General features: G+C 31.0%; 20 protein-coding genes. 11 read left to right on the forward strand and 9 right to left on the reverse strand.

Annotated features, from left to right (window positions below):
- The first annotated feature begins 36 nt into the window (after nt 1–36).
- Entirely contained in the window at nt 37–717 is a 681-nt protein-coding gene (locus tag M3P09_RS08620; protein WP_249972811.1) for a DUF2461 domain-containing protein, read from the forward strand.
- Here M3P09_RS08620 and M3P09_RS08625 read toward each other — a convergent pair.
- Nucleotides 714–1,130, reverse strand: coding sequence for a glyoxalase (locus M3P09_RS08625; RefSeq protein ID WP_099565895.1), 417 nt, complete (start codon nt 1,128–1,130; stop codon nt 714–716). The two genes, M3P09_RS08620 and M3P09_RS08625, sit on opposite strands and share 4 nt — an antisense overlap.
- Before the next feature lie 119 nt (nt 1,131–1,249).
- On the opposite strand from M3P09_RS08625, the gene M3P09_RS08630 reads away from it, so the two are divergent.
- The 6 genes from M3P09_RS08630 (at nt 1,250) to M3P09_RS08655 (ending at nt 8,710) form a co-directional block, all read left to right on the forward strand.
- Complete coding sequence (locus tag M3P09_RS08630) at nt 1,250–2,137, forward strand: DUF72 domain-containing protein (protein WP_249972812.1); 888 nt, start codon at nt 1,250–1,252, stop codon at nt 2,135–2,137.
- A 226-nt stretch (nt 2,138–2,363) separates the two neighbouring features.
- Nucleotides 2,364–3,758 carry a 3-isopropylmalate dehydratase large subunit gene (leuC, locus tag M3P09_RS08635; protein ID WP_249972813.1) on the forward strand — a complete coding sequence of 465 codons (1,395 nt, stop codon included), beginning with the start codon at nt 2,364–2,366 and terminating at the stop codon, nt 3,756–3,758.
- 75 nt (nt 3,759–3,833) lie between these two features.
- Nucleotides 3,834–4,430 (forward strand): 3-isopropylmalate dehydratase small subunit, encoded by a 597-nt coding sequence (gene leuD / locus M3P09_RS08640; protein ID WP_099565898.1) that lies wholly within the window; start codon nt 3,834–3,836, stop codon nt 4,428–4,430.
- Nucleotides 4,431–4,433: 3 nt separating this feature from the next.
- Nucleotides 4,434–5,954 (forward strand): alpha-isopropylmalate synthase regulatory domain-containing protein, encoded by a 1,521-nt coding sequence (locus M3P09_RS08645; protein WP_099565899.1) that lies wholly within the window; start codon nt 4,434–4,436, stop codon nt 5,952–5,954.
- 15 nt (nt 5,955–5,969) lie between these two features.
- On the forward strand, nt 5,970–7,028 hold the full coding sequence (gene leuB / locus M3P09_RS08650) for a 3-isopropylmalate dehydrogenase (protein WP_249972814.1): 1,059 nt from the start codon (nt 5,970–5,972) through the stop codon (nt 7,026–7,028).
- Nucleotides 7,029–7,135: 107 nt separating this feature from the next.
- Nucleotides 7,136–8,710, forward strand: coding sequence for an alkaline phosphatase PhoX (locus tag M3P09_RS08655; RefSeq protein WP_249972815.1), 1,575 nt, complete (start codon nt 7,136–7,138; stop codon nt 8,708–8,710).
- Between the two features lie 5 nt (nt 8,711–8,715).
- Here the strand turns inward: M3P09_RS08655 and M3P09_RS08660 are convergent, their stop codons facing one another.
- From M3P09_RS08660 to M3P09_RS08695, 8 genes are all read right to left on the reverse strand, one after another.
- Nucleotides 8,716–9,960, reverse strand: a complete 1,245-nt coding sequence (locus M3P09_RS08660; protein ID WP_249972816.1) for a mechanosensitive ion channel family protein — start codon at nt 9,958–9,960, stop codon at nt 8,716–8,718.
- Complete coding sequence (locus M3P09_RS08665) at nt 9,961–10,251, reverse strand: DUF3817 domain-containing protein (RefSeq protein WP_249972817.1); 291 nt, start codon at nt 10,249–10,251, stop codon at nt 9,961–9,963.
- Nucleotides 10,252–10,314: 63 nt separating this feature from the next.
- Complete coding sequence (locus M3P09_RS08670) at nt 10,315–10,938, reverse strand: YqaA family protein (RefSeq protein WP_249972818.1); 624 nt, start codon at nt 10,936–10,938, stop codon at nt 10,315–10,317.
- Between the two features lie 945 nt (nt 10,939–11,883).
- Nucleotides 11,884–12,291 (reverse strand): hypothetical protein, encoded by a 408-nt coding sequence (locus M3P09_RS08675; protein WP_249972819.1) that lies wholly within the window; start codon nt 12,289–12,291, stop codon nt 11,884–11,886.
- Nucleotides 12,284–13,513 (reverse strand): ApeA N-terminal domain 1-containing protein, encoded by a 1,230-nt coding sequence (locus tag M3P09_RS08680; RefSeq protein ID WP_249972820.1) that lies wholly within the window; start codon nt 13,511–13,513, stop codon nt 12,284–12,286. Before M3P09_RS08680 ends, M3P09_RS08675 begins: the two co-directional genes overlap by 8 nt.
- Nucleotides 13,514–13,651: 138 nt before the next feature.
- Nucleotides 13,652–15,907 (reverse strand): hypothetical protein, encoded by a 2,256-nt coding sequence (locus M3P09_RS08685; protein ID WP_249972821.1) that lies wholly within the window; start codon nt 15,905–15,907, stop codon nt 13,652–13,654.
- A 478-nt stretch (nt 15,908–16,385) separates the two neighbouring features.
- Entirely contained in the window at nt 16,386–17,534 is a 1,149-nt protein-coding gene (locus M3P09_RS08690; protein ID WP_249972822.1) for a serine hydrolase domain-containing protein, read from the reverse strand.
- Between the two features lie 99 nt (nt 17,535–17,633).
- The gene (locus M3P09_RS08695) at nt 17,634–18,461 is read right to left on the reverse strand and encodes a LytTR family transcriptional regulator DNA-binding domain-containing protein (protein WP_249972823.1); all 828 of its coding nucleotides are present in this window, start codon (nt 18,459–18,461) and stop codon (nt 17,634–17,636) included.
- 384 nt (nt 18,462–18,845) lie between these two features.
- On the opposite strand from M3P09_RS08695, the gene M3P09_RS08700 reads away from it, so the two are divergent.
- The 4 genes from M3P09_RS08700 to M3P09_RS08715 all read left to right on the forward strand — a co-directional run bounded on the left by M3P09_RS08700 (nt 18,846) and on the right by M3P09_RS08715 (nt 22,074).
- Nucleotides 18,846–19,556 (forward strand): DUF2490 domain-containing protein, encoded by a 711-nt coding sequence (locus M3P09_RS08700; protein ID WP_249972824.1) that lies wholly within the window; start codon nt 18,846–18,848, stop codon nt 19,554–19,556.
- Nucleotides 19,557–19,572: 16 nt separating this feature from the next.
- On the forward strand, nt 19,573–20,400 hold the full coding sequence (locus M3P09_RS08705) for a carbonic anhydrase (protein WP_249972825.1): 828 nt from the start codon (nt 19,573–19,575) through the stop codon (nt 20,398–20,400).
- 14 nt (nt 20,401–20,414) lie between these two features.
- Complete coding sequence (locus M3P09_RS08710; RefSeq protein WP_249972826.1) at nt 20,415–20,828, forward strand: hypothetical protein; 414 nt, start codon at nt 20,415–20,417, stop codon at nt 20,826–20,828.
- Nucleotides 20,829–20,922: 94 nt separating this feature from the next.
- Nucleotides 20,923–22,074 carry a helix-turn-helix domain-containing protein gene (locus M3P09_RS08715; RefSeq protein ID WP_249972827.1) on the forward strand — a complete coding sequence of 384 codons (1,152 nt, stop codon included), beginning with the start codon at nt 20,923–20,925 and terminating at the stop codon, nt 22,072–22,074.
- The last annotated feature ends 70 nt before the right edge of the window (nt 22,075–22,144 follow it).

Consider the following 22,144-nt stretch of genomic DNA (forward strand, 5'->3'; position numbering starts at 1 on the left):
TCATAAGCTTTTGTAACTTGAAAAAAATTAAATTTTATGAGTATTGCTATACCAAAAAGCGCCTTAGATTTCTTTAAGAAGTTAGAAAAAAATAATAATAGAGATTGGTTTAACGAAAACAAACCAGAATTCAAAGCCATAGAGGCTGAGATAAAAAAAGTCTACAATTCAGTTTTAGAAAATTTAAATGAACATGATGAAATAGATAAGCTAAAAATGTTTAGAATATATCGAGATGTTCGTTTTTCAAAAAACAAACTACCATATAAAACACACTTTGGAGGCTCTTTCCATAGAACAAAGCCCAGGTTAAGAGGTGGCTATTATTTACATCTACAGCCCAATAATGAAAGTTTTATTGCTACGGGTTTTTGGGAACCTGCAAAAGAAGATTTATTGCGTATCAGAAAAGAATTCGAAATGGACGACAGTGATATTCGTAGTATTATCAATAACAAAAAATTTAAAAGTATTTGGGGAGATTTTGTTGGAGATGAAGTTAAAACAGCTCCTAAAGGCTTTAGTAAAGAACATAAAGCCATCGATTTAATAAGGAAAAAACAATACATTTTTGTTAAAAAATATACTGACAAAGAAGTTTTAGATACTAACTTTTTAAATGGTGTAAATACTGCATTTAAAGCCATTCGCCCATATTTTGATTATATGAGCGATGTATTAACTACAGATTTAAATGGAGTTTCTCTAATAGATTAAACTGCAGTCAATAATTCTGATTTTTCAAAAAGTTGAATATTGCTAAGCAATCGCTCTTTTACAATATTCATCATACGTTTATTTAATGCTGAAGAATTTTCAATATATATTAAATATTCGTCAACAGCAAAAAGCCCAATAATCATTCCTTTTATTGAGTTTCTAAACTTCATATCTTTTTGAATAGCATTTTCAATATAATCCATGCGCTTTTGTAGCGATAAATCATAAAAAACTGATTTATGCTTAACTACATAGTTTTTAAAAACTTCAATAAGTAATTCGTTTTGTAACTTAATAACTGGTCGCAATACTAAATTTTGGAAACGTTCGTCTGCACTCATATCGTCATTAATAGTTGCAGTTGCAATTTCAGGACGAATACTTTTTAAATTTGATTGTCTTGAGTTCATGAATTTGAGTTTTAATAAAAATATAGATTATTAAAGCTTGCAAAGTTTTGATAAGTATTAATTATCAACGAGGTTATTAACATTAAAGATTTTTCTATATTTATCTCAAAACATTTATAATGAAATTTGGAAGTGTAGACAATCCTGAAGATATCGACTTTATATTACCAAAAGACCACTCAGACACAAAGCGTGTATTGAATAAAGTTAAGGATGATAATATACCTGAAATTTATGTAGGTTGTGCCAAATGGAATAGGGCAGACCTTAAGGGCTTTTATCCAAGAGGTACTAAAGATGAATTAGGTTATTATTCAACTCAATTCAATTCCATTGAGCTAAACGCAACATTTTACAGAATTTTTCCTGCAGAACAATTTGCAACATGGTATGATAAAACACCAAGCGGTTTTAAATTCTTTCCTAAATTAAATCAAGAGATTAGTCACTGGAAAAGATTAAATGAAACTAATGAAGTTGTTGAAAATTATCTATATAATGCCTCTAACCTAAAAGAAAAATTAGGAACTATTTTTTTGCAAATGCATAGTAATTTTGCTCCAAAAGATTTTAGTAAAGTTGTAAATTTTGTTGAAAATTGGCCAAAAGAAATCCCGTTAGCTATTGAGTTTAGACACACTAATTGGTATAATGATGATGCTGTGTCAAAAGATTTGTACCAACTTCTGGAAGTTAATAATATATCTAATGTTATTGTAGATACAGCTGGCAGACGAGATTTAATGCATATGCGATTAACAAATGCTACAGCGTTTGTCCGTTATGTTGGGGCAAACTATCCTAGTGATTACTCTAGGCTTGACGATTGGGTTACGAGGTTAAAATTGTGGAAACAGCAAGGCATTAAAGAAATAGATTTTTTTATTCATCAAAACATTGAAAAGGAATCACCATTATTATCGGCATATTTTATTAAAAAAATTAACTCAGAATTAGGCTATTCACTTATTGTTCCTAACGAAAATGATCAACAACAATTATTTTAAAATGCTCTTATTTTAAAATTATAAGCGATTTGAATATTCTATTGCAAAAAAATCAGTAAAAAGTATATTCTTTAATGATTTTATAAAAATTTATTACGAATCTATCTTAGACATTAAAATATCTGCAATAAAAAGGCAGTTTTCTTAAATTTGTCAGCCTTTTTGGTTGAATTGTATTTGGCCAATAATTATTCATATTAAGATAGAAATTAAATTATAAATATTTATGAGCAAATCATTGTTTGACAAAGTATGGGATTCGCATGTTGTGAGACATATTGAAGATGGACCAGATGTCTTTTTTATAGACCGTCACTTAATTCACGAAGTAACAAGCCCTGTAGCCTTTGTGGGTTTAAAAAGTAGAGGTTTAAGTGTGCTATACCCTGAGCGTACATTTGCTGTAGCTGACCATAACACTCCAACAATTAATCAACATTTACCAGTTCAAGATCCATTATCAGCAAATCAATTAAAAACATTAGAAGATAATGCTAATGAATATGGTATAAGCCATTGGGGCTTAGGGCATCAAAATAATGGAATTGTACATGTTGTAGGTCCAGAAAACGGAATAACACTTCCAGGTGCTACCATTGTTTGTGGTGATTCGCATACATCTACTCATGGCGCCTTTGGAGCTATTGCTTTTGGTATTGGCACTTCTGAGGTTGAAATGGTTTTAACTACACAGTGTATTATGCAGCCTAAGCCTAAGAAAATGCGTATTAACATAAATGGGCCATTAAGTAAAGGGGTTACTCCAAAAGATGTTGGTTTATATATTATTTCGCAATTAACAACTTCTGGTGCAACAGGATATTTTGTTGAATATGCTGGTGATGTTTTTGAAAATATGACTATGGAAGGGCGTATGACGGTTTGTAACTTATCTATTGAAATGGGTGCTCGTGGAGGCATGATTGCTCCTGACGAAAAAACATTTAAATACATTAAAGGCCGAGCAATGACTCCAAAAGGTGCAGATTGGGATAAGGCTATGGCTTACTGGAAAACTTTAAAAACTGATGAAGGTGCTATATTTGATAAGGAATTATCATTTAATGCTACCAATATTGAACCAATGATTACCTATGGTACAAACCCTGGAATGGGAATGGGGATTTCTAAAAATATTCCATCTGCAGAATCTGTTGAAGGCGGTAAGGCTACTTATGACAAATCTCTAGCTTATATGGGATATGCAGAAAACGAGCAAATGATTGGAAAGAAAATCGATTATGTATTTATTGGTAGCTGTACTAATGGTAGAATTGAAGATTTTCGCGCTTTTGCATCTATTGTTAAAGGAAGACAAAAGGCTGATAACGTAACAGCATGGTTAGTTCCAGGTTCGCATGTTGTAGAAGAAAAGATTAAAGAAGAAGGTTTACTAGATATTTTTGAAGATGCTGGTTTTGTTTTGAGAGAACCAGGATGTTCTGCTTGTTTAGCTATGAATGATGATAAAGTACCAGCTGGAAAATATGCAGTAAGTACATCAAATAGAAACTTTGAAGGCAGACAAGGTCCTGGGTCGAGAACATTATTAGCTAGTCCACTAGTCGCAGCCGCAGCTGCAGTAACTGGGGTAGTGACAGATCCAAGAGAATTACTTTAAAATAGCTATTAGCTAAAGAAACTTAATAATAAAACATGCCAATAGCCAAAAGCTAAAGGCCAAAAGCAAAATAAAATGGCTTACGATAAATTTACAACTTTAACTAGTACTGCAGTTCCGTTACCAATTGAGAATGTAGACACAGATCAAATTATACCAGCACGTTTTTTAAAAGCAACAACCCGTGACGGTTTCGGAGATAATTTATTCCGCGATTGGAGATACAATAGTGATAATACGCCAAAAGAGGATTTTATTTTAAACAATCCTATTTATAGTGGTAAAATATTAGTAGGAGGGATGAACTTTGGTTCTGGGTCTTCTAGAGAACATGCTGCATGGGCGGTTTACGATTATGGTTTTCGTTGTGTAGTATCTAGTTTTTTTGCTGATATTTTTAAAAATAACTGTTTAAATATTGGTGTTTTACCAGTTCAAATTAGCCCAGAATTTTCTACAGAGATTTTTGAAGCTATTTATGCCGATCCAAATACTGAATTAGAAGTAAACTTAGAAGCTCAAACAATTACCTTATTGTCATCTGGAACACAGGAATCGTTTGACATAAACGGATATAAAAAAGGTAATATGCTAAATGGTTTTGATGATATTGACTATTTACAAAACATGAAAAGTGAGATAGAAACATTTACAGAATCTCGTCCTTTTTAAACAATGAGCGCTAGAAAAATAGAAATAATGGACACGACATTACGCGACGGTGAGCAAACCTCGAGTGTGTCGTTTTCTGCTTCTGAGAAATTAACCATAGCTAAACTCTTATTAGAAGAGTTAAGGGTAGATCGTATTGAAATTGCGTCTGCTAGAGTATCTGAGGGCGAACTTCAGGCTGTAAAAGATGTTACTGAATGGGCGGCTGAAAACGATTATTTAAATACGGTTGAAGTTTTAACTTTTGTTGATGATGGAGTATCTATCGATTGGATGATTGAAGCTGGAGCGAAGGTTCAAAATTTACTAACTAAAGGGTCATTAAACCATTTAACTCATCAACTTAAAAAAACTTCTAATCAGCACTTTAAGGAAATAAAAAAAGTTATTTCTATTGCTAGAAAAAATGACATTGAAACAAATATCTATTTAGAAGATTGGAGCAATGGTATGCGAAATTCTAAAGACTATGTATTTGAGTTTTTAGAATTTTTGTCTACACAAAATGTCAGAAGAATTATGCTACCAGACACTTTAGGTGTTTTAACACCAAGAGAGTCTTATGAGTTCGTTTCAGAAATTAAGGTTAAATACCCAAATTTGCATTTTGATTTTCATGCGCATAATGATTATGATTTGGGTGTATCTAATGCTATGGAAGCCTTAAAGGCTGGTGCAGATGGATTACATTTAACAGTTAATGGTATGGGAGAACGTGCCGGAAATGCACCAATGGCCAGCACGATTGCTGTAATTAACGATTTTATGCCAGATATTGAAGTAGGTGTAAATGAAAAGGTTTTATATACGGTAAGTAAATTAGTTGAGAACTTTTCTGGAATTATGATTCCTGCAAATAAGCCCGTAATAGGCGCCAATGTATTTACTCAAACCGCAGGTATACATGCTGATGGAGATAATAAAAAGAATTTGTACTTCAGCGACTTGCTTCCTGAACGTTTTGGCAGAACTAGACAATATGCTTTAGGAAAATCTTCAGGTAAAGCAAACATTCAAAAGAATTTACAAGAGTTAGGACTTCAACTTAATGATGAAGATTTAAAGAAAGTAACACAACGTATTATAAAGTTAGGAGATAAAAAGCAAGTAGTTACCAAAGAAGATTTGCCTTATATTATTTCTGATGTTTTAGACCGCACATATGAAGAAAAAGTAAAAGTAAACTCTTATGTATTAACACATTCAAAAGGGTTAAAACCTTCTACAACAGTTTCTATTACCATAAATAATGAAACTTTTGAAGAAAACGCACAAGGTGACGGTCAATTTGATGCTTTTATGAATGCCATTAGAAATCTATTTAAAAAGAAAAAAATGGTACTCGCAGATTTGATTGACTATGCAGTGAGAATACCTCCTGGAAGCCATTCTGATGCTTTATGCGAAACTATTATTACCTGGAAAAATTCAGAAAAAGAATTTAAAACGCGTGGATTAGATTCAGATCAAACAGTATCAGCAATTAAAGCCACTGAGAAAATGCTAAATATTATTATTAATTAAGATTAAAATATAGAGATGAAATTTAATATTGCCCTTTTAGCCGGAGACGGAATTGGACCAGAAGTTATAGATCAAGCCGTAAAGGTTAGTGATGCTGTTGCAAATAAATTTGGACATGAAATTACATGGAAACCAGCATTAACTGGTGCTGCAGCTATTGATGCAGTTGGAGAGCCTTATCCAGATGAAACCCACGACGTGTGTGCAAATGCTGATGCTGTTTTATTTGGAGCCATTGGACATCCAAAATTTGATAACGATCCTTCTGCTCAGGTTAGGCCAGAACAAGGACTGTTAAAAATGCGAAAAAAATTAGGGTTATTCGCTAATGTACGTCCAACTTTTACATTTCCTTCTTTGTTAGATAAATCTCCTTTAAAGCAAGAGCGTATCGAAGGTACTGATTTGGTGTTTTTACGTGAATTAACTGGTGGTATTTATTTTGGCGAAAAAGGAAGAAGAGATGATGGTGAAACAGCTTACGATAATTGTGTTTATACAAGAGCAGAAGTACAACGTTTAGCTAAAAAGGGGTTTGAATTGGCTATGACTCGCTCAAAAAAGTTATGCTGTGTTGATAAAGCTAACGTATTAGAAACATCGCGTTTATGGAGAGAAACTGTTCAAGCAATGGAAAAAGATTATCCAGAAGTAGAAGTTAGCTACGAGTTTGTTGATGCTGTAGCTATGCGTTTGGTACAGTGGCCTAACGAATATGATGTTTTGATTACAGAAAATTTATTTGGAGATATTTTAACTGATGAAGCTTCGGTTATTTCTGGTTCTATGGGACTAATGCCTTCTGCCTCTATGGGAGCAGATATTGCATTATTTGAACCTATACATGGGTCATACCCTCAAGCTACTGGATTAAATATAGCTAACCCTATGGCAACTATTTTATCTGCGGCAATGATGTTTGAAACGGCTTTTAATTTGCCAGAAGAAGGCAAAGCAATTAGAGATGCCGTTAACAGAGCTTTAGCAGAAGGAATTGTAACAGAAGATTTAGCAGATGGTGGTAAGTCTTATGGAACAAAAGAAGTAGGGGATTGGCTTGCCTCTAATATTTAAAAAACAACAACTTATATAAGTGATTTTTAAAATGGATTTAGTAATTTTATACTAAATCCATTTTTTTATGGATACTATTTTCAGTATTAATTTTAAAAATAGAAATTATGAAACTATTAAAAATTACAATACTGTCCCTTTTCTTTATCAACACCTATATTGTTAATTCTCAAAACATTGGAGATTTTACATCCATTGATCCTACTGTTGCTCAATCTGCTTCATTTGTAATATCATCAAGCCATACGTTTCAAAAAATTGGTGAAGTTGGAGACCCTTTAAGTGAAGGAGGTACTTTTAAGCCTAAACCAGACTTTACTGCTTATGTTCCTATAGCCAATAGCAGTACCAATGGTTATTTAAGTATAAATTCAGAAGGAAGTGCAGTTACAGATGGAGGTGGAGGTGTTATGGTTTTTGATATTAATTTTAATGCCACGACTGAATTATGGGAAAGCACAGCGTCAGAAGATCTAGATTTCTCTGGAGTTGGTGGTACAGCTGCCAATTGTTCTGGAACTGTAACGTCATGGGGAAATGTAATTTCTTGTGAAGAAGGTGTTGTTGGAGATATACTTGTTCCTGATGGCTATAACGATTTAGGTTGGAATGTTGAAATCAATCCTGCAACTAAAACAGTTGTAGGGAAACATTATGCCATGGGAAGTTTTGCTCATGAAAATGTAACGATTCATTCAAATGATAGAACTGTTTATCAAGGTGCAGATTCTAATCCAGGTTATTTGTACAAATTTGTAGCAAACACAGCTCAAGATTTAAGCAGTGGGAATCTTTATGTTTTCAAAGGGTTAAAAAATGGTGTTGGTAGTTGGATTCTTTTAGATAATTCTACTCAATCTGAACAAAATTCAACATTAACGCAAAGTGGACCAGGAGATCATGATGCAACAGTATTTAATGGTATTGAAGATGTAGAGATAGGACCAGATGGCATGGTATATTTTGCTGTAAAAGGAGAGGGAACTGTATATAGGTTTTCTGATTCAGATGTTTTAGAAGCTACAGCATCTACTGTAACCATGGAAACATTTGTTGGAGGTGGTGTTAGCTACGATGTAAATGATGGATCTGGCACTACATCTGTTGCTTGGGGCAACGGAAATGATAACCTCGCGTTTGATGGTGACGGGAATTTATGGGTACTACAAGATAGTGGTAAAGGCTATATTTGGGTTGTTAAAAACGGGCACACACAAGCTAGTCCAGATGTTGAAATATTTGGCAGTACCCCAACAGGTTCTGAACCAACAGGGATTACTTTTACTCCAGATTATAAATATCTATTTCTGTCTATTCAGCATCCAGATGCAGGGAATATTGCAAATCAAGTAGATGCAGCAGGAAACACACTTAACTTTGATAAAGGAACATCTTTGGTTATTGCTTTATCAGGAAACTTGGGCTCTCCATTATCTGTTGTGAACAAAGATTTAATCAAAGAATTTGAATTTTTTCCTAACCCTATAAAGTCAGATAAAGATTTAATCATAAAAGGCAAACAAATTAATAACACAAAGCTGTATTCTTTACTAGGAGAGAAAATATTCGATATAGATTATAATGATGTAAATGAAGTTAAATTAAATTTTAAAAATATTAGCCCTGGCTTATATTTAATTCAGATAAATAATAAAGAAACGTCTAAGCTGGTAATTAAGTAGCCTTTTTAAGGGTTGAAAGATGAATTGCTTGGTAATTCAAAAATTTCTAAATTGAAATAGGTCAGTGCCGCGATAAGGTGATCAAAAATGTCGGACATGATATATTCATAATTCTCCCAACGTTTATCGCTGCTAAAGGCATATATTTCTAAAGGAACACCTTGAGTTGTTGGTGCTAACTGTCGTGCCATAATCATCATATCTTTATTAATAGCTGGGTGCTGATTCAAATACGAATCAATATACTTTCTAAAAACGCCAAGATTCGTTAAGTTTCTACCATTCAGCAAAAGTTTTTTGTTTGTATTATTAGCTGCATTATAAGATTTAATATCGCTTTGACGTGCTTCTAAATATGATGATATTAATTGAATATCTTTAAGCTTTTCAACTTCAGAATCAGTTAAATATTTGACTCCGTCTTGCTTAATAAATAAAGCCCTTTTAATGCGCCTTCCATCAGAACTTGTCATTCCTCTCCAATTTTTAAAAGAATCAGAGATTAGAGCATATGTTGGAATTGTTGTTATGGTTTTATCAAAATTTTGAACTTTAACAGTAGCTAAGTTAATTTCAATAACGTCTCCATCTGCTCCATATTTTTCAAAAGTTATCCAATCTCCAATGCGCACCATGTCATTTATAGATACCTGAATACTAGCAACAAAGCCCAAAATTGTATCTTTAAAAACTAAGATCACAACAGCAGATATAGCTCCTAAGCCTGTAACAAACTTTAAAAAAGGTATATCGGTAATTATAGCAATTGCTGACATGAAACCTGCTAACCAAGCAAAAATCATGAACACCTGAATGTAACTATCTATAGGCTTATCTTTTAAACGAGGTAAGGTTTTTAAGTAATCCTTTAATGTGTTTAATAAACTTCTAACAATCCAAAGTGTTAAAACAATAGCAAAAACTTGCAACCCTTTCTCAACTATATTTTCAAAAGAAGGGAAATCAAAAAAAACTATTGGAATAAATTCTAAAGCTATCAATAAAGGTATGATGTGGGCGATATTCCTTGGGACTTTATTAGTGATTAAAATGTCGTCAAAATTAGTTTTTGTTTTACTTGCAAATTGTGTAAAAGTACCTCTAATCAATCTCCTAATAATAAAATCGACAATAAATACAATAAGCAATAGCACAATTAAAAGTGCCAACATATTTAAATATTTGGCAGTAATTTCTGAGGTGCCAACGGATACTAAATAGTCATAAAGCAAATGTTTATAATTATTCATTTATTTTACAGGTTTTAAATAATTTCTGCCTACATAAAATGTCCCAAACGGTATAATAGATGCTAAAAGCACGATGATAAATTGTTTATTATTCCAAGAAAAATCTTTTTTGAAAACAAAAGCAAAAGCTATATAGGCTATAAACAAAATACCATGAGGCATTCCTAAAAGTTTAACATACTGAGGATCTTCAGCTAAATATTTAATAGGTGTAGCAATAAATAGTAAAAGGATATATGAAACACCCTCTAAAAGGGCAACAAGTCTGAAAATATTTATAAGAGAAAACATGAAAATTTAATTTCTGCAAAAGTAGAATAGAAATGGCTAAAAACCGTATGATTTTAGACTTTTTTAAATCGCGTTAAAAATTATAAGTCCGTATATAGCAAAGCGTAACAATCTTAATGAACCATATAATACAACATTCTTAAAAGGAAACTTAATAATTCCAGCTGCAATACATGAAATAGAAAAGGGCAGAGGTAATAAGGCTCCAACAACAATTAAAAAGCCTCCCCATTTTTTTGAGTTTTTAAGCTGCTTTTCCATTTTTACTTCTAAGTAATTATGAACCGACGGTATTTTAGTAATAGTTCTACCCATCCAATACGATAAAAGTCCACCCGTATATGATAAAATAGCCAAAATGCTTAGATAAAACCAAGGGCTATACATTTTTCCGGCCCAAGCAATAAAAACTTCAGGTGGAACTAAGCCTAAAAGGGTTTCGGAAACAAAGAAAAAACTTAATACTCCAAAAGCAGGCAATACTTCTGTAAGTCGAGTTAAAGCCGCATTAATATCAAAAAAGTGATTTATTACATAAATAGCAATAACTATAGCAATAATGTACGGTAAAGCTTTCTTTACAGCTTGCCATACAAATGTATAAAACCCTGTATACGAATAATACTGGTGCAGTAATTGTAAACGTGATTTACCAAACTTCGATTTTGGTTTTGTTTTCGGCTTCATTTTATCTTGATAAATTAAAGGGAAAGCAAATATACGATATGAGTATTTGCAAAAAAAACAATATTTATTAATTAGTTGTTAATTAACATCTTTTCAAGTTAGTGGGCATACATTAAAATATTCTATTTTACATAATATAAATTATAGTACAAATGTTATCATTGGTATTTTATGAGAGAAATCCATTTGATAGCTATAATGTAGTATTATGTAAAATATCCCATAAAGTCTTGTATACACAATAAACTGTAGTACTTGGGTCATTAAACATTTGGCTTTTTGGTTTCGTACTAAACAAGAAACATTCTGCTGTTTGTACTATAATTAGACGCTATGTAAAATTGCCGCTGCTATGCGCTCGATTGCTTTTTATAAATTAAACGCTTCTGGCGTTTATTTCTAAACACAATTTCCAACCGCATAGCCACCGCCAAAAAAAAGCTAACCTTTTAGATTTGTTTAAAAATCGCGTATTCGATAATAATCCTGCAATATTTTTTTCTACGACATTCTCGTAAAGGTTTCCGCAAGAGTACAAAATTACTCTGCGAGATAATTTCTGTACACTTTCTCTAATTGTGCTATTATTCAACCTTTTTTGTTTTAAGTTGTTTAACAACATTTAGAACTGGAATTTGAAATCGTTACTATTAATGGTTTATTATTATCTTTTTTTCTTGATAAAAAAAGAAACAAAAAAATCAAGGCTGCACAAAACTTTGGAAACAATCACGGCTCAATCGCTATATTTTAGAAAGCATTGGAACAAATTAAGATTGATTTGAACTAGCTTTAAACCTTATTATTGTTAAGAATATGTATTGCTAGACCTCTAAAATATGTACGCTCATTCACCTATTGTTTTGACCAAAGTTTTCTGAGGCCGTTTTGCCATCGCTTCATCTGGGTAAAAACGCACGCTCTATTTTACATAATATTATAAAACTAAGCTTTTAGTTTTTCTACCATATTTTCCAGCGAGTATTTTGCTAATTCTGGAATTGAATTGGTAGATACTTTAATCTCCCAATTGGATAAACTGGGCATTAAACTTACTTCGTTCTCAATAAACGTGTTACTATTATTTTGCGATAAATCTTCTGATGGAATTAAATAAACAACTTTTGGTTCTTTATCTATTACTAATATTAAGGCGATAAACAAGTTTCTTTTTAATTCTCCTAAATCTTGCTTAGATATTTTAAGACTACGTTGTATGGTGTCTAAATCAATAGATTCTAGGTATAATTGATTGTCTCCAATTAAAAAATCTACCTCTTCCCTCCCATTTGGTTTTTTAGATAATTCTAAATTTAAATCTTTTAGCTCATATTTTAAATATTCACTATTCATTCTCTAATGGATTTGTTCCCAATATTTGATTAGTACGTTTCATATCTACATATACAGAATTACCGTGCATTATAAATTTATCAAGTAATAAATTAGAAACGTCTATATTTTTTAAAAGTAGATATCCAATAACATAATCAATTAAAAAACTAATATATAACAGTTCGAAATCAGTAAAAATATTTTTATTATTTAAATTGCTATGAACGTGATAATCCCTAGATCTTATTAGTTTACTAGGAAACGTTTCCCAATCATCATCGCTTAGTTTTCCTATTAATTTAAAAACAGATTCATAGTGTTTTATATATTTCTTTAAGTTAGGAGAATTAATACCCGAGTATATTTTACAAAATGCCTCGAATGCCGATATGCTATTTGTAAATCTTTTACTATGACTAGAATGGTTTGTAATAAAGTTCTCCATCAATCTATCTAGGCAAAACCTAAAGTCATTATCATTATAAGCTACTTCCAAGACTTTATTTAAGTCTTCTGTTATCTCGTCATAATTAGTATGAACAAAAGTGGATGTTTTTTTAGATAGATTTTTATCATTATAATAAATCTCTTTCCATTCATTACAACTTAGGCATTTAAAACTAAACTTACTAAATTTTTCTGAGCCACCTCTTAATAGCTGTAATACTTTTTGGAACTGATTATAAATCTCAATAGCCTTTAGAATTGCAACTGGCTTATCTAAAGTAAATTTTATGGCTCCTTTATTTGTTATATGAAGTTCTGAACGATTTTTTGAATGATAATTGATGTAATGTTGAATTTCAATTATTAGTCCTTCTTTTTCAATTTTGAATTCATCTTTAAACTCTTTCTTTGATAAGCTATTTGTTTCGGTATCGAACCAGTTCATAAAATTCACCCATTTAACAATAGCATTATTTTCAACAGAGAACTCTTTGATTTGTAAATCAATTCCATTAATAAAATGACTTGGGCTAACGAATGTATATTTAGGTCTATATATTCTTAGTTCTGAAATGCCAGAAGTAGAACTTTGGATTCTACAATCAATAAAAGTGACATAACCAACACCTGTGAATGTACCTATAATTTGTAATTCTTTATAAACTCTTTTTTCGGAGTATAGATTCGTTTCAAGAAATATATCATCATCTTTAAAAATGAGAACACAAAATTGTTTTTGCTCTTCTTTACCTACAAACCAAATATCTCCGTAATATTTTTTATCTTTTTTCACTATGTATTATAGGTTTATATTTCATTAGTGCTAATTAAAAAATGGACTCCTTGCCTCTTGTTTTGTTTGGACATTAATTCAACTCCAAAATTATAGAGATTAGCTTTAAAGAAACTCTTCATTACTCTACCATTTTTTCTAAAACTTCTTGATATCATTCAAACTATTCGTTTTTCTATCATTATCAAAATATCCTTTAATTTGAATTCTAACAAGCTTAGATTTTTTACTAAACCTTAAAGTTGTTCTATAGTTAATTCCTTGATATACATACTTTTTTAAATCAGTGTCTTTATCCTTACCTTCTTTAATAATGGCTTCTCGTAATGTATTGTTAGTATTTAAATCTGATACAGAACTGTATAGTTTATACTTTTTATTTATTAGCTTTAGTTCATATAAATTAACAAACTCTTCTGGGATTTCATTAAAGTTTATCCAAGGTAAATGCTTTTTCTTAATTACAAATAATGACGTTCCAACATTTCTAACACTAACAGGGAAACTTATAATGTCAATTCCCTTATAATTAGTTTCACTTAATCCATCCACATTCAAGTTATTGATGTAATAACTAAAATTCATAACTCCAAATATTACAATAATGTAATTTTCTGAATTTATTTTAAGATTATCAACGGCTTTAAAAGCATCTTCTTGTGTTACATAATAATGCTCTTTTGAATTCACATAAAATATTGAAGACAAATTCTCTTTAAACTTCCTTGAAGTAGTTTCTGGTAAAAAACTATGAAAATTAAGATGAGCAATTCCATTGTCTGTAAAAGAACCCTTTTCAGTTAAATTAGTTTGCCCATTCATATTGAAAACATCTGTTTCAGTATTATCTGGTTCTTTCTTAATATTAATTAAAGGTTTTAAGGATTTAAAAGCAGGAGTCAAAAGTTCTTTTACTGTTTTATAATACAACTCTACTTTCTCATCTAAAGGAACTGCTGTTCTTTCTGCATAATCAAAATCATTTTTAATTTCTATTTCTATTTCATTGATTTTTTCCAAGTATGGAGAATCAACTTTAAAATTTAAATTATCCATTAATTCTTTATCATTGACTTTATCTTTAATTATTTCTTTAAAATAACTAATGTTATCAAGCCAATGTCTTTTTTCAGATGTAGTTGTTGGTAGAATTGGGTTTTCAATTGGTGCTTGATAAGTATAAAACGCGTGAATATTAAATTGTCTTATAAAGAGTATACTAATATATTGGCATACCCAATTTTTAATTACTCCTTGAGCTCCTACTCCATCTAAATCTGGAAAATAATATTTGGTTGTTATCCAAGGAAAATGTCTTTCATTTGGGTCGAAAAATTTAAAAAACATATGAAAAACTTGATTCATATGTATTGGTAATAAATAATAATCAGCTGGTTGACTTGTTGTATATCCAAACAGTTTTTTAATAAATTTTACTTTATTCTTGTAAAGAAGTAGACCTCCTAATGCATAATGGAATTCTAAAAACAATTCTCTTTCTTTAGCTCTTTCATCTAATAGTTTTTGGTTTGTTACAATTAATTCATCAGCAGAATTGTCGTACTCTGGTGTTAAATACTCTAAATTCATTTGAAAATATTGATGTGCACTACTCCAATGCATAAAAACTAAATCTAATCGATTATTTTCAATTGCTAGTACGATATTTCTCCACATCCAGACATAAGTTCTTTCACTAATCTTTGGACATCTAAACTCGCCAAGTAACCAAGTTAAACCACTTGTTCTTGCTTCTAAAAATTTGAAACTGTTTTTGTCTGCTTTTACACTTTGCTCTATTGTATTATAAACCATTCCATAAAATAAATCAGGGTAAATTAAACCTTCATTTTTTTTATCCTTTTCTTTATCCCAATTTTCTCTGTATTCTTGAAATATTTCATAGAAATAAGAACTAACCTTTTTTGCAACTTTCAAATTTTGATTTTGAATAGACCAAAACAAAATATCTGACATTCCTTCAAAAGAAATAAAATCATTTTTCTCAATTACTTTTTTCCTTTGCTTCCCTAAATAATCAATAAGCTTAGTGGTTCTATAAAATGTCTGTATTAAATTAATAAGCCTAAAGAAATTTATTATGAGAAGAACAGAAAAAATCAGAAGTAAAATCTTAGCTGAATTACTAAATAAATAATCCAGCCACTCAACATTGAATGTAAAAAGAGGTGGTAATTTTAGATACACTAAGAGTACTAAAACTAGAGATATTATTAAATTTACTGTAAAAAATTTCTTTCCATTACTAGTTTCGAAAAGGTCAAGTATAGCTTCCGAAGAATACTTGTCTTCTGATGTGATTTGTATTAAAATAGGATAGGCTATACCTAATAAAAGAGAGATAAAAGTGACGCAAAGTGTAAAATAATCCATAGTCAAATTTAGTTAATTTTAACAAGTAACTTATTGTGGAATTCCGTAATTGATTGAAAATTAGATAAAATAATCTCATTCCATACACATTCCCACTTCACTCCTATCGTCGCTTCGGGCAAAGAGTATTCCATTACATTTTTAAAGAAACATTTGAGAAGAAAAAAATAAAAGAAAATTTGAGATAAGAACTTCGCTTTTACCAAAGCAAAGTTACATAACGCAGAACATTATAGTACAAATGTTCATGTGTAGCCGTTTTGCCCAATCGTGCCATTTGATAGCTATAATTCCATATTATGTAAAATATCCCAGGAAGTCCCGTAGATACAATAAACTATTGTCTGGGGGTCATTAAACTTTTGAGCTTTGGGTTTGGTACTAAATAAGAAACATCCTGCTATTTGTAGCTATAATTAGACGCCTCCACCCTCCTCTTGCTTTACAAAAATTTTATGAGGGACAAATTACAAATTAGTTAAAATAGAAATAACTTCATCATAATTTTTTTTCTCATTTTGTAATATGCATTTGAAATATCTTTGGTTCCTGAACGTAATCCTGTATTACAAAAAATGGCAATTGTCATTTTTTGTTTGGGGAAATAATATAAATCTGTAGTTATTCCTATGCCTCTTCCAGAATGTCCTATTAAAAATTTATAGGGAAAGCCTTTATCTGCCATTAACCCTAATCCATAATCGGGATTTTTAGCATCATTCCATGTCATCATATCTTCAAGGGTCTCTTCTTTTAATATTTCTCCTTTTATTAATTTTTGAAGAAAACTCGCAGCTTCTTCAATTGGAGCATAAATACCATCATCACCACTATACCAGTTTGTGGTTTCTACAGTTTCATTCGAGAGGTTCTCAATAACGTTATCTTTATTAATATCACCATAATGGTTCACTAAATTATTAGGTGGTGTTTGTTTGTAATACGAGTTAGAAAATCCATTGTTAGTTAAAATGTTTTTTCTTAAATATGCTTCATGTCCTTCAGGAAGTATACTATCCATTATCATTGTTAGTAATAAATAGTTTGTACTACTATATTGATAGGTTCCAAGGGGTTTTGTATGTGGGTAGACACCATAGGCGTATCTTCTTAAGGCATTCATATGCGATAAAGTATCTAACTTTAATTTGCCGGTTAAATATAACTCATTTAATACTGGATGTCTATTGTAATTATGAAACCCAGAAGTATGACCTAAAAGATGTTTTATAGTTACTTCTTTAGCATTCGGAATACTATCTGTAATTTCTTGTGGTAAATATTTTTTAATTTTATCATTCAATCCTAATTTTCCATCTTCAATAAGTTTTAATACTGCAACTGCATTATATGTTTTTCCTATGCTTGCTAACGAAAAAATATCTTCCTTTTTAATAAGAATTTTATTTTCTATATCTGAATAGCCTGATACTCCAATCCATTTGCCATATTTTGGGCTGTTAATATAAATTACAACTCCTGCTAATTTTTCTGCAGTTGCAATATCCATATATTTCTGAACTTTATTTAATTTTTGATGTGGTGTTTGAGAAGTTGCAGAATAGATAAAAATACCAGAAAGTGCAATTAAGCACATAATGACGAGCTTTGATTTTGATAATTTCATTGTTCTTTTTTTAAGGTTACTAAACAAAGAAATAAAAGGAAACACCTTTGAAGCAATGAAAATACTATCAAAATACTTGAGTTGCTATCAAAAAGCAATTCAATTGCTATTGTACCATTTTCTAAATTGAGATGCTTTAGGTCGGCTTACGGTTAATGTATTGTCTGCAAGCAGTTTTTCATTAAGTTTCACATCAATTTTACCATAAGTAGCTGAAGAAATTGAAACTATGATATCCTTTCTCAAAACCGTATTACGCGTTGCTTGAAAAAACAAAAAATCAGGAAGTAGCATTTTTAAATTGTTTAATTTTCCTTGATACACTCCTTTATTATCTGTTTCAAAATATACCCAGACTATACCGTACTCTATTTTTGCAAGTCGTATATCATTTACATTAATTCTATAGATGTCATTACTTTTCAACAACTCAATTTGTTGTTCTGATTTCCCAATTTCTGATTTTAACTCATCGAATTTCTTCGTAGAATCCGCAAGATGAATTTCTGCTTTACTCCAATTATTGTAGAAATGAGTAGCCCATTTAAGTACTGTTAACAAAAAGGCTAGAATAAGAACACTCAAATTGATAATCAATAATTCATTTATCGTATGAAAACCATCGCCAATTATCCATAGATATATATTTCCAAGTACATTGAGTATTAAGGCTAGAGATATAGTTAAATAAATTAAATGATAAATAAAACGCTTCCTAAAATTATGCGTCCAACTAATTTTTTTATCAAGAACCATATTAATTTTTCGATTTACTTCTGTTACCACAAAAGCAAACATGAAGGCTACTAAAAACTCATTTAAGAGAAAGTCAGGGTTTTTGGGGTCAAAAATGTAATTAATTATTATGTTCGCTATTCCCCCCAATAATATTGGTTCTAATACTCTCCAAAAGTCAAAATTCTTCAAAATAAAAATTATCTTTTTTTAAAGTTAAAACAAATAACTGAAATCTCATTCCACACATTTTATAATTCCCCCTTACGTCGTCGTATAAAAAGTGTTCCATTTACATTGTAAAAAACATTTAGAAATATTTTTTTTTAAGAAAATAGAAACTCAAGCAGCAACTTTCGCTATTGCCAAAGCTCAAGTTACAAAACACAAGGATATAATATAAAATATCTCAGGAAGTCATGCTTCATTTATACAACTTCTAAAGACTATTAAAATCAATTCCTAAAAGTTTAACACGTTTAGATTTCCGATTTCTACACCTGTAAGTGAGCCTTTTTTTCGCTTTATAACTTGCTATTCTGAAACTTTGCATTGTCAAATTAAAACATAAAGACAATGAAAAAAATCATTATTTATCTGTTTCTATCCATCCCCATATTTACGATAGCACAGACCCAAGAAAAGTATAGTTCTTGGAATTCACTAATTGTTGACTTTCAACTCAACGATAACTTTTACCTCAAAAATGAAGCTCATGTTAGGCGAACCAATTTTCTTTCAGACTGGCAGCAAATACTTGTGAGGCCTTCGTTTCATTATAAATATAACGAAACGGTCGATCTTGCTGTTGGATATACCTATTCAAGAAATTACAGAAGTACGCGCAACTTCAATGAAAACGATGCTTGGCAACAATTACAGCTTGCCCATAAATCAGGCAAATCTTCTTTCAAACATCGTTTTCGCCTGGAACAGCGATTTATTGAAAAAGTGTTGCAAATGCCTAACGGCAACTATGATATAGATGGTACCGATTTTAAAATGCGATTTCGTTACCGCTTCACATGGAGTATGCCTTTGTTTAAAATCACAGAAGGTAAAAACATTGGGATAACCGCTTTTGATGAAATATGGCTCAATACAGACAAAGGTATCGTTCCAAGAAGCATCAATCAAAATTGGTTTTATGCTGGACTCACATATCCCCTGTCTAAAAAAGCTTCAATAGGAATAGGCTACTTGGATGCTTTTGCGCCTGCAGGTAATAGTAACCATAACTTCATCAACAACAACATTTTACAAACTACCATAAAATACCATTTATAAATTAAAAACAATTAAAATGAAACCACAGATTCACAAATACCAATTAAAGTTAACTAAGAAAACAATGAGTAAAAGAGTAAAAACAATATTAGTTTGCGCATTATGTGCCTTAGCATTCGCTTGTAAAAGTAATCAAGGATATAAAACTCATAACGATGAGCTTCACTGGAGTTATCAAGGAGAAACGGGTCCCGAACACTGGGCAGAATTTGAAAAAGACTCAGATTGTGGAGGAAAACACCAATCTCCCATTAATATAATAAGTACCGATGCAACCGTAGATAATACGTTAAAAGATCTAGATACACATTACGCAACCAATACAAAAATTCACGAAGTAGTGAATAACGGGCATTCCATTCAATATAATTTTGAACCAGGAGATTACTTAAATTATAAAGGAGATAAGTATGAACTGAAGCAGATACACTTTCATGAAGCATCAGAACATACCATAGATGGTATTCGTTACCCAATGGTCATTCATATGGTACATGTAAGTGATAACAATCAGTTTGTAGTACTCGCAGTTATGGTAAAGGAAGGCCAAAATAGTGAGCCATTTACATTCTTAGAGAGCTACCTTCCGTTAAAAACAGGGCAAACAAAAACAATAGATGCTTCATTTGATTTAAATAAAAACTTACCAAATAACAAAGGCTATTATAATTATATAGGCTCCTTAACCACCCCGCCATGTACTGAAGGTGTAAATTGGTTTGTATTTAAAAACCCAATTACGGTCTCGTTAAAACAGGTAAAAGAACTACAAAAATTAATGCCGCTTAATAATTATAGAAATGAGCAACCTTTAAACGACCGGGTAGTAAAACAAACAAAATAAGAATAAAAGTAAAAATGGGATTATTAAAAATTGGGTTATTGAAAATAGATAGCAAAGAAGCTATAATCTACCAATTTATATCTAAAAAACAGGATGATATCGCATACCACCATGAGGGCAATTGGCTTTTATTAAAAAAGGAGAAGATGAATTCAATAAGACACAACCAGATTGATGAGCATCATTATTTTGAAAAAGTGATAAAAGGAGTTAAAACCTTTAAAGTATTGATTATGGCAACACATGGAAAAGGCCATGCCAATGAAGGCGCAAAATTTGAAGCCCACCTATACAAGCATCATAAAAATATGCGGAATATATTTTTTGGTTACATAACAACAGACAACCATAAAACCGAAAATCAATTACTTGCAGAAGCAGATGCTTTTTTAGAAAAACTTGATTTAAAAATAAAGGAGAAAATTTAATTTTTTAACTTAGATAAAAACCTTTTTATCATAAAGTTGTACCTTTAAAGCCTGTGAATCTTGACTTTAAAAATCAAGATTCACAGCTTTTTTTATGGAAATTAATTACAATTTTATTAGCATTATAGACCTTCTTGGTGTTATCCAAGGCTTACTCTTTGGGGGCATGCTTTTGCTGTTACACTCAAAAAAGAACAGGCCCACTTTATATTTAGGACTTTTTATTCTGCTATTTTCATTAGAGCCTATTCCCAACATCTTAAATGATTTAGGGCTCCTTCAAGTATATCCGCATCTAGAACTATTACCCGTTCATTTTCATTTTTTAGCCTACCCCTTATTCTATATTTATATTCAAAAAATATCAGTATTTGGTAATAAAACACCTAGCTACTGGACATTAATACCTGGTATTTTAGAAGTTCTTATTGGTATTGTAATATTCTTACTCCCAACCCATATAAAACTAAGTTTAAAAGCATCTTTGTTTGCCGTTGTTTATTTTATTCTAGGTCTGGGGTATTCCATTTGGATTGGAGTATTAATTATTAGGTGGATACAAATCCATAAGAAAGAAATAGAAAATCAATTTTCTGTTATTTTTCAAAAGCAATTAAATTGGGCCCGTTTTTTTACATATGCCAGTATAGGCTTTCAATTATTGCTAATTATAAACTTTTTTATTGATGACAAACAATGGTATTATTTTATTGTTGTTATTAATGTGATACTTATATATTGGGTATCATTTAAAGGTATTGTACAAGAGAATATCACTTCCCTTTTTTCAGTTTTCTCTCAATTTGACAAAGAACCTTTACCAAATGCAACAACAACTAAACCCATAGACACGGTTTCTAATACAACAACTACTGCTGAAGTAAAACAATCTGAATTTATGACTTCTGAAGTAATGTCAGAAATCATTGAAACAGTTGAAACCTATATCAAGAATTCACAATGTTTTACAAAAGACAACCTTACAATTATAGACATTGCAGAGGCCACCAACATACACCCAAAACGTATTTCGTATGCTTTAAATAATCAAAAAGGCGTCAATTTTAATACCTACATCAATAAATTTAGGGTAGAAAGGGCTAAAGAATTATTTGAAAACGAGGGCAATAACAACCTTTCGGTTGAAGGTATAGGGATGGAAGCAGGCTTTCATTCAAAAGCCACCTTTTACGGTGCATTTAAAAAATTTGAAGGCTGCACACCTGCCAGTTTCAGAAACACTTAGATATATTTTGATTCATTTTTGTTTTGATTTCCGAAATTTAAACACATCATGCCAATAATTTCATAGAAAA

It is taken from the genome of Jejuia spongiicola, from assembly GCF_023502325.1.
Taxonomy (GTDB): Bacteria; Bacteroidota; Bacteroidia; order Flavobacteriales; family Flavobacteriaceae; genus Wocania_A; species Wocania_A spongiicola.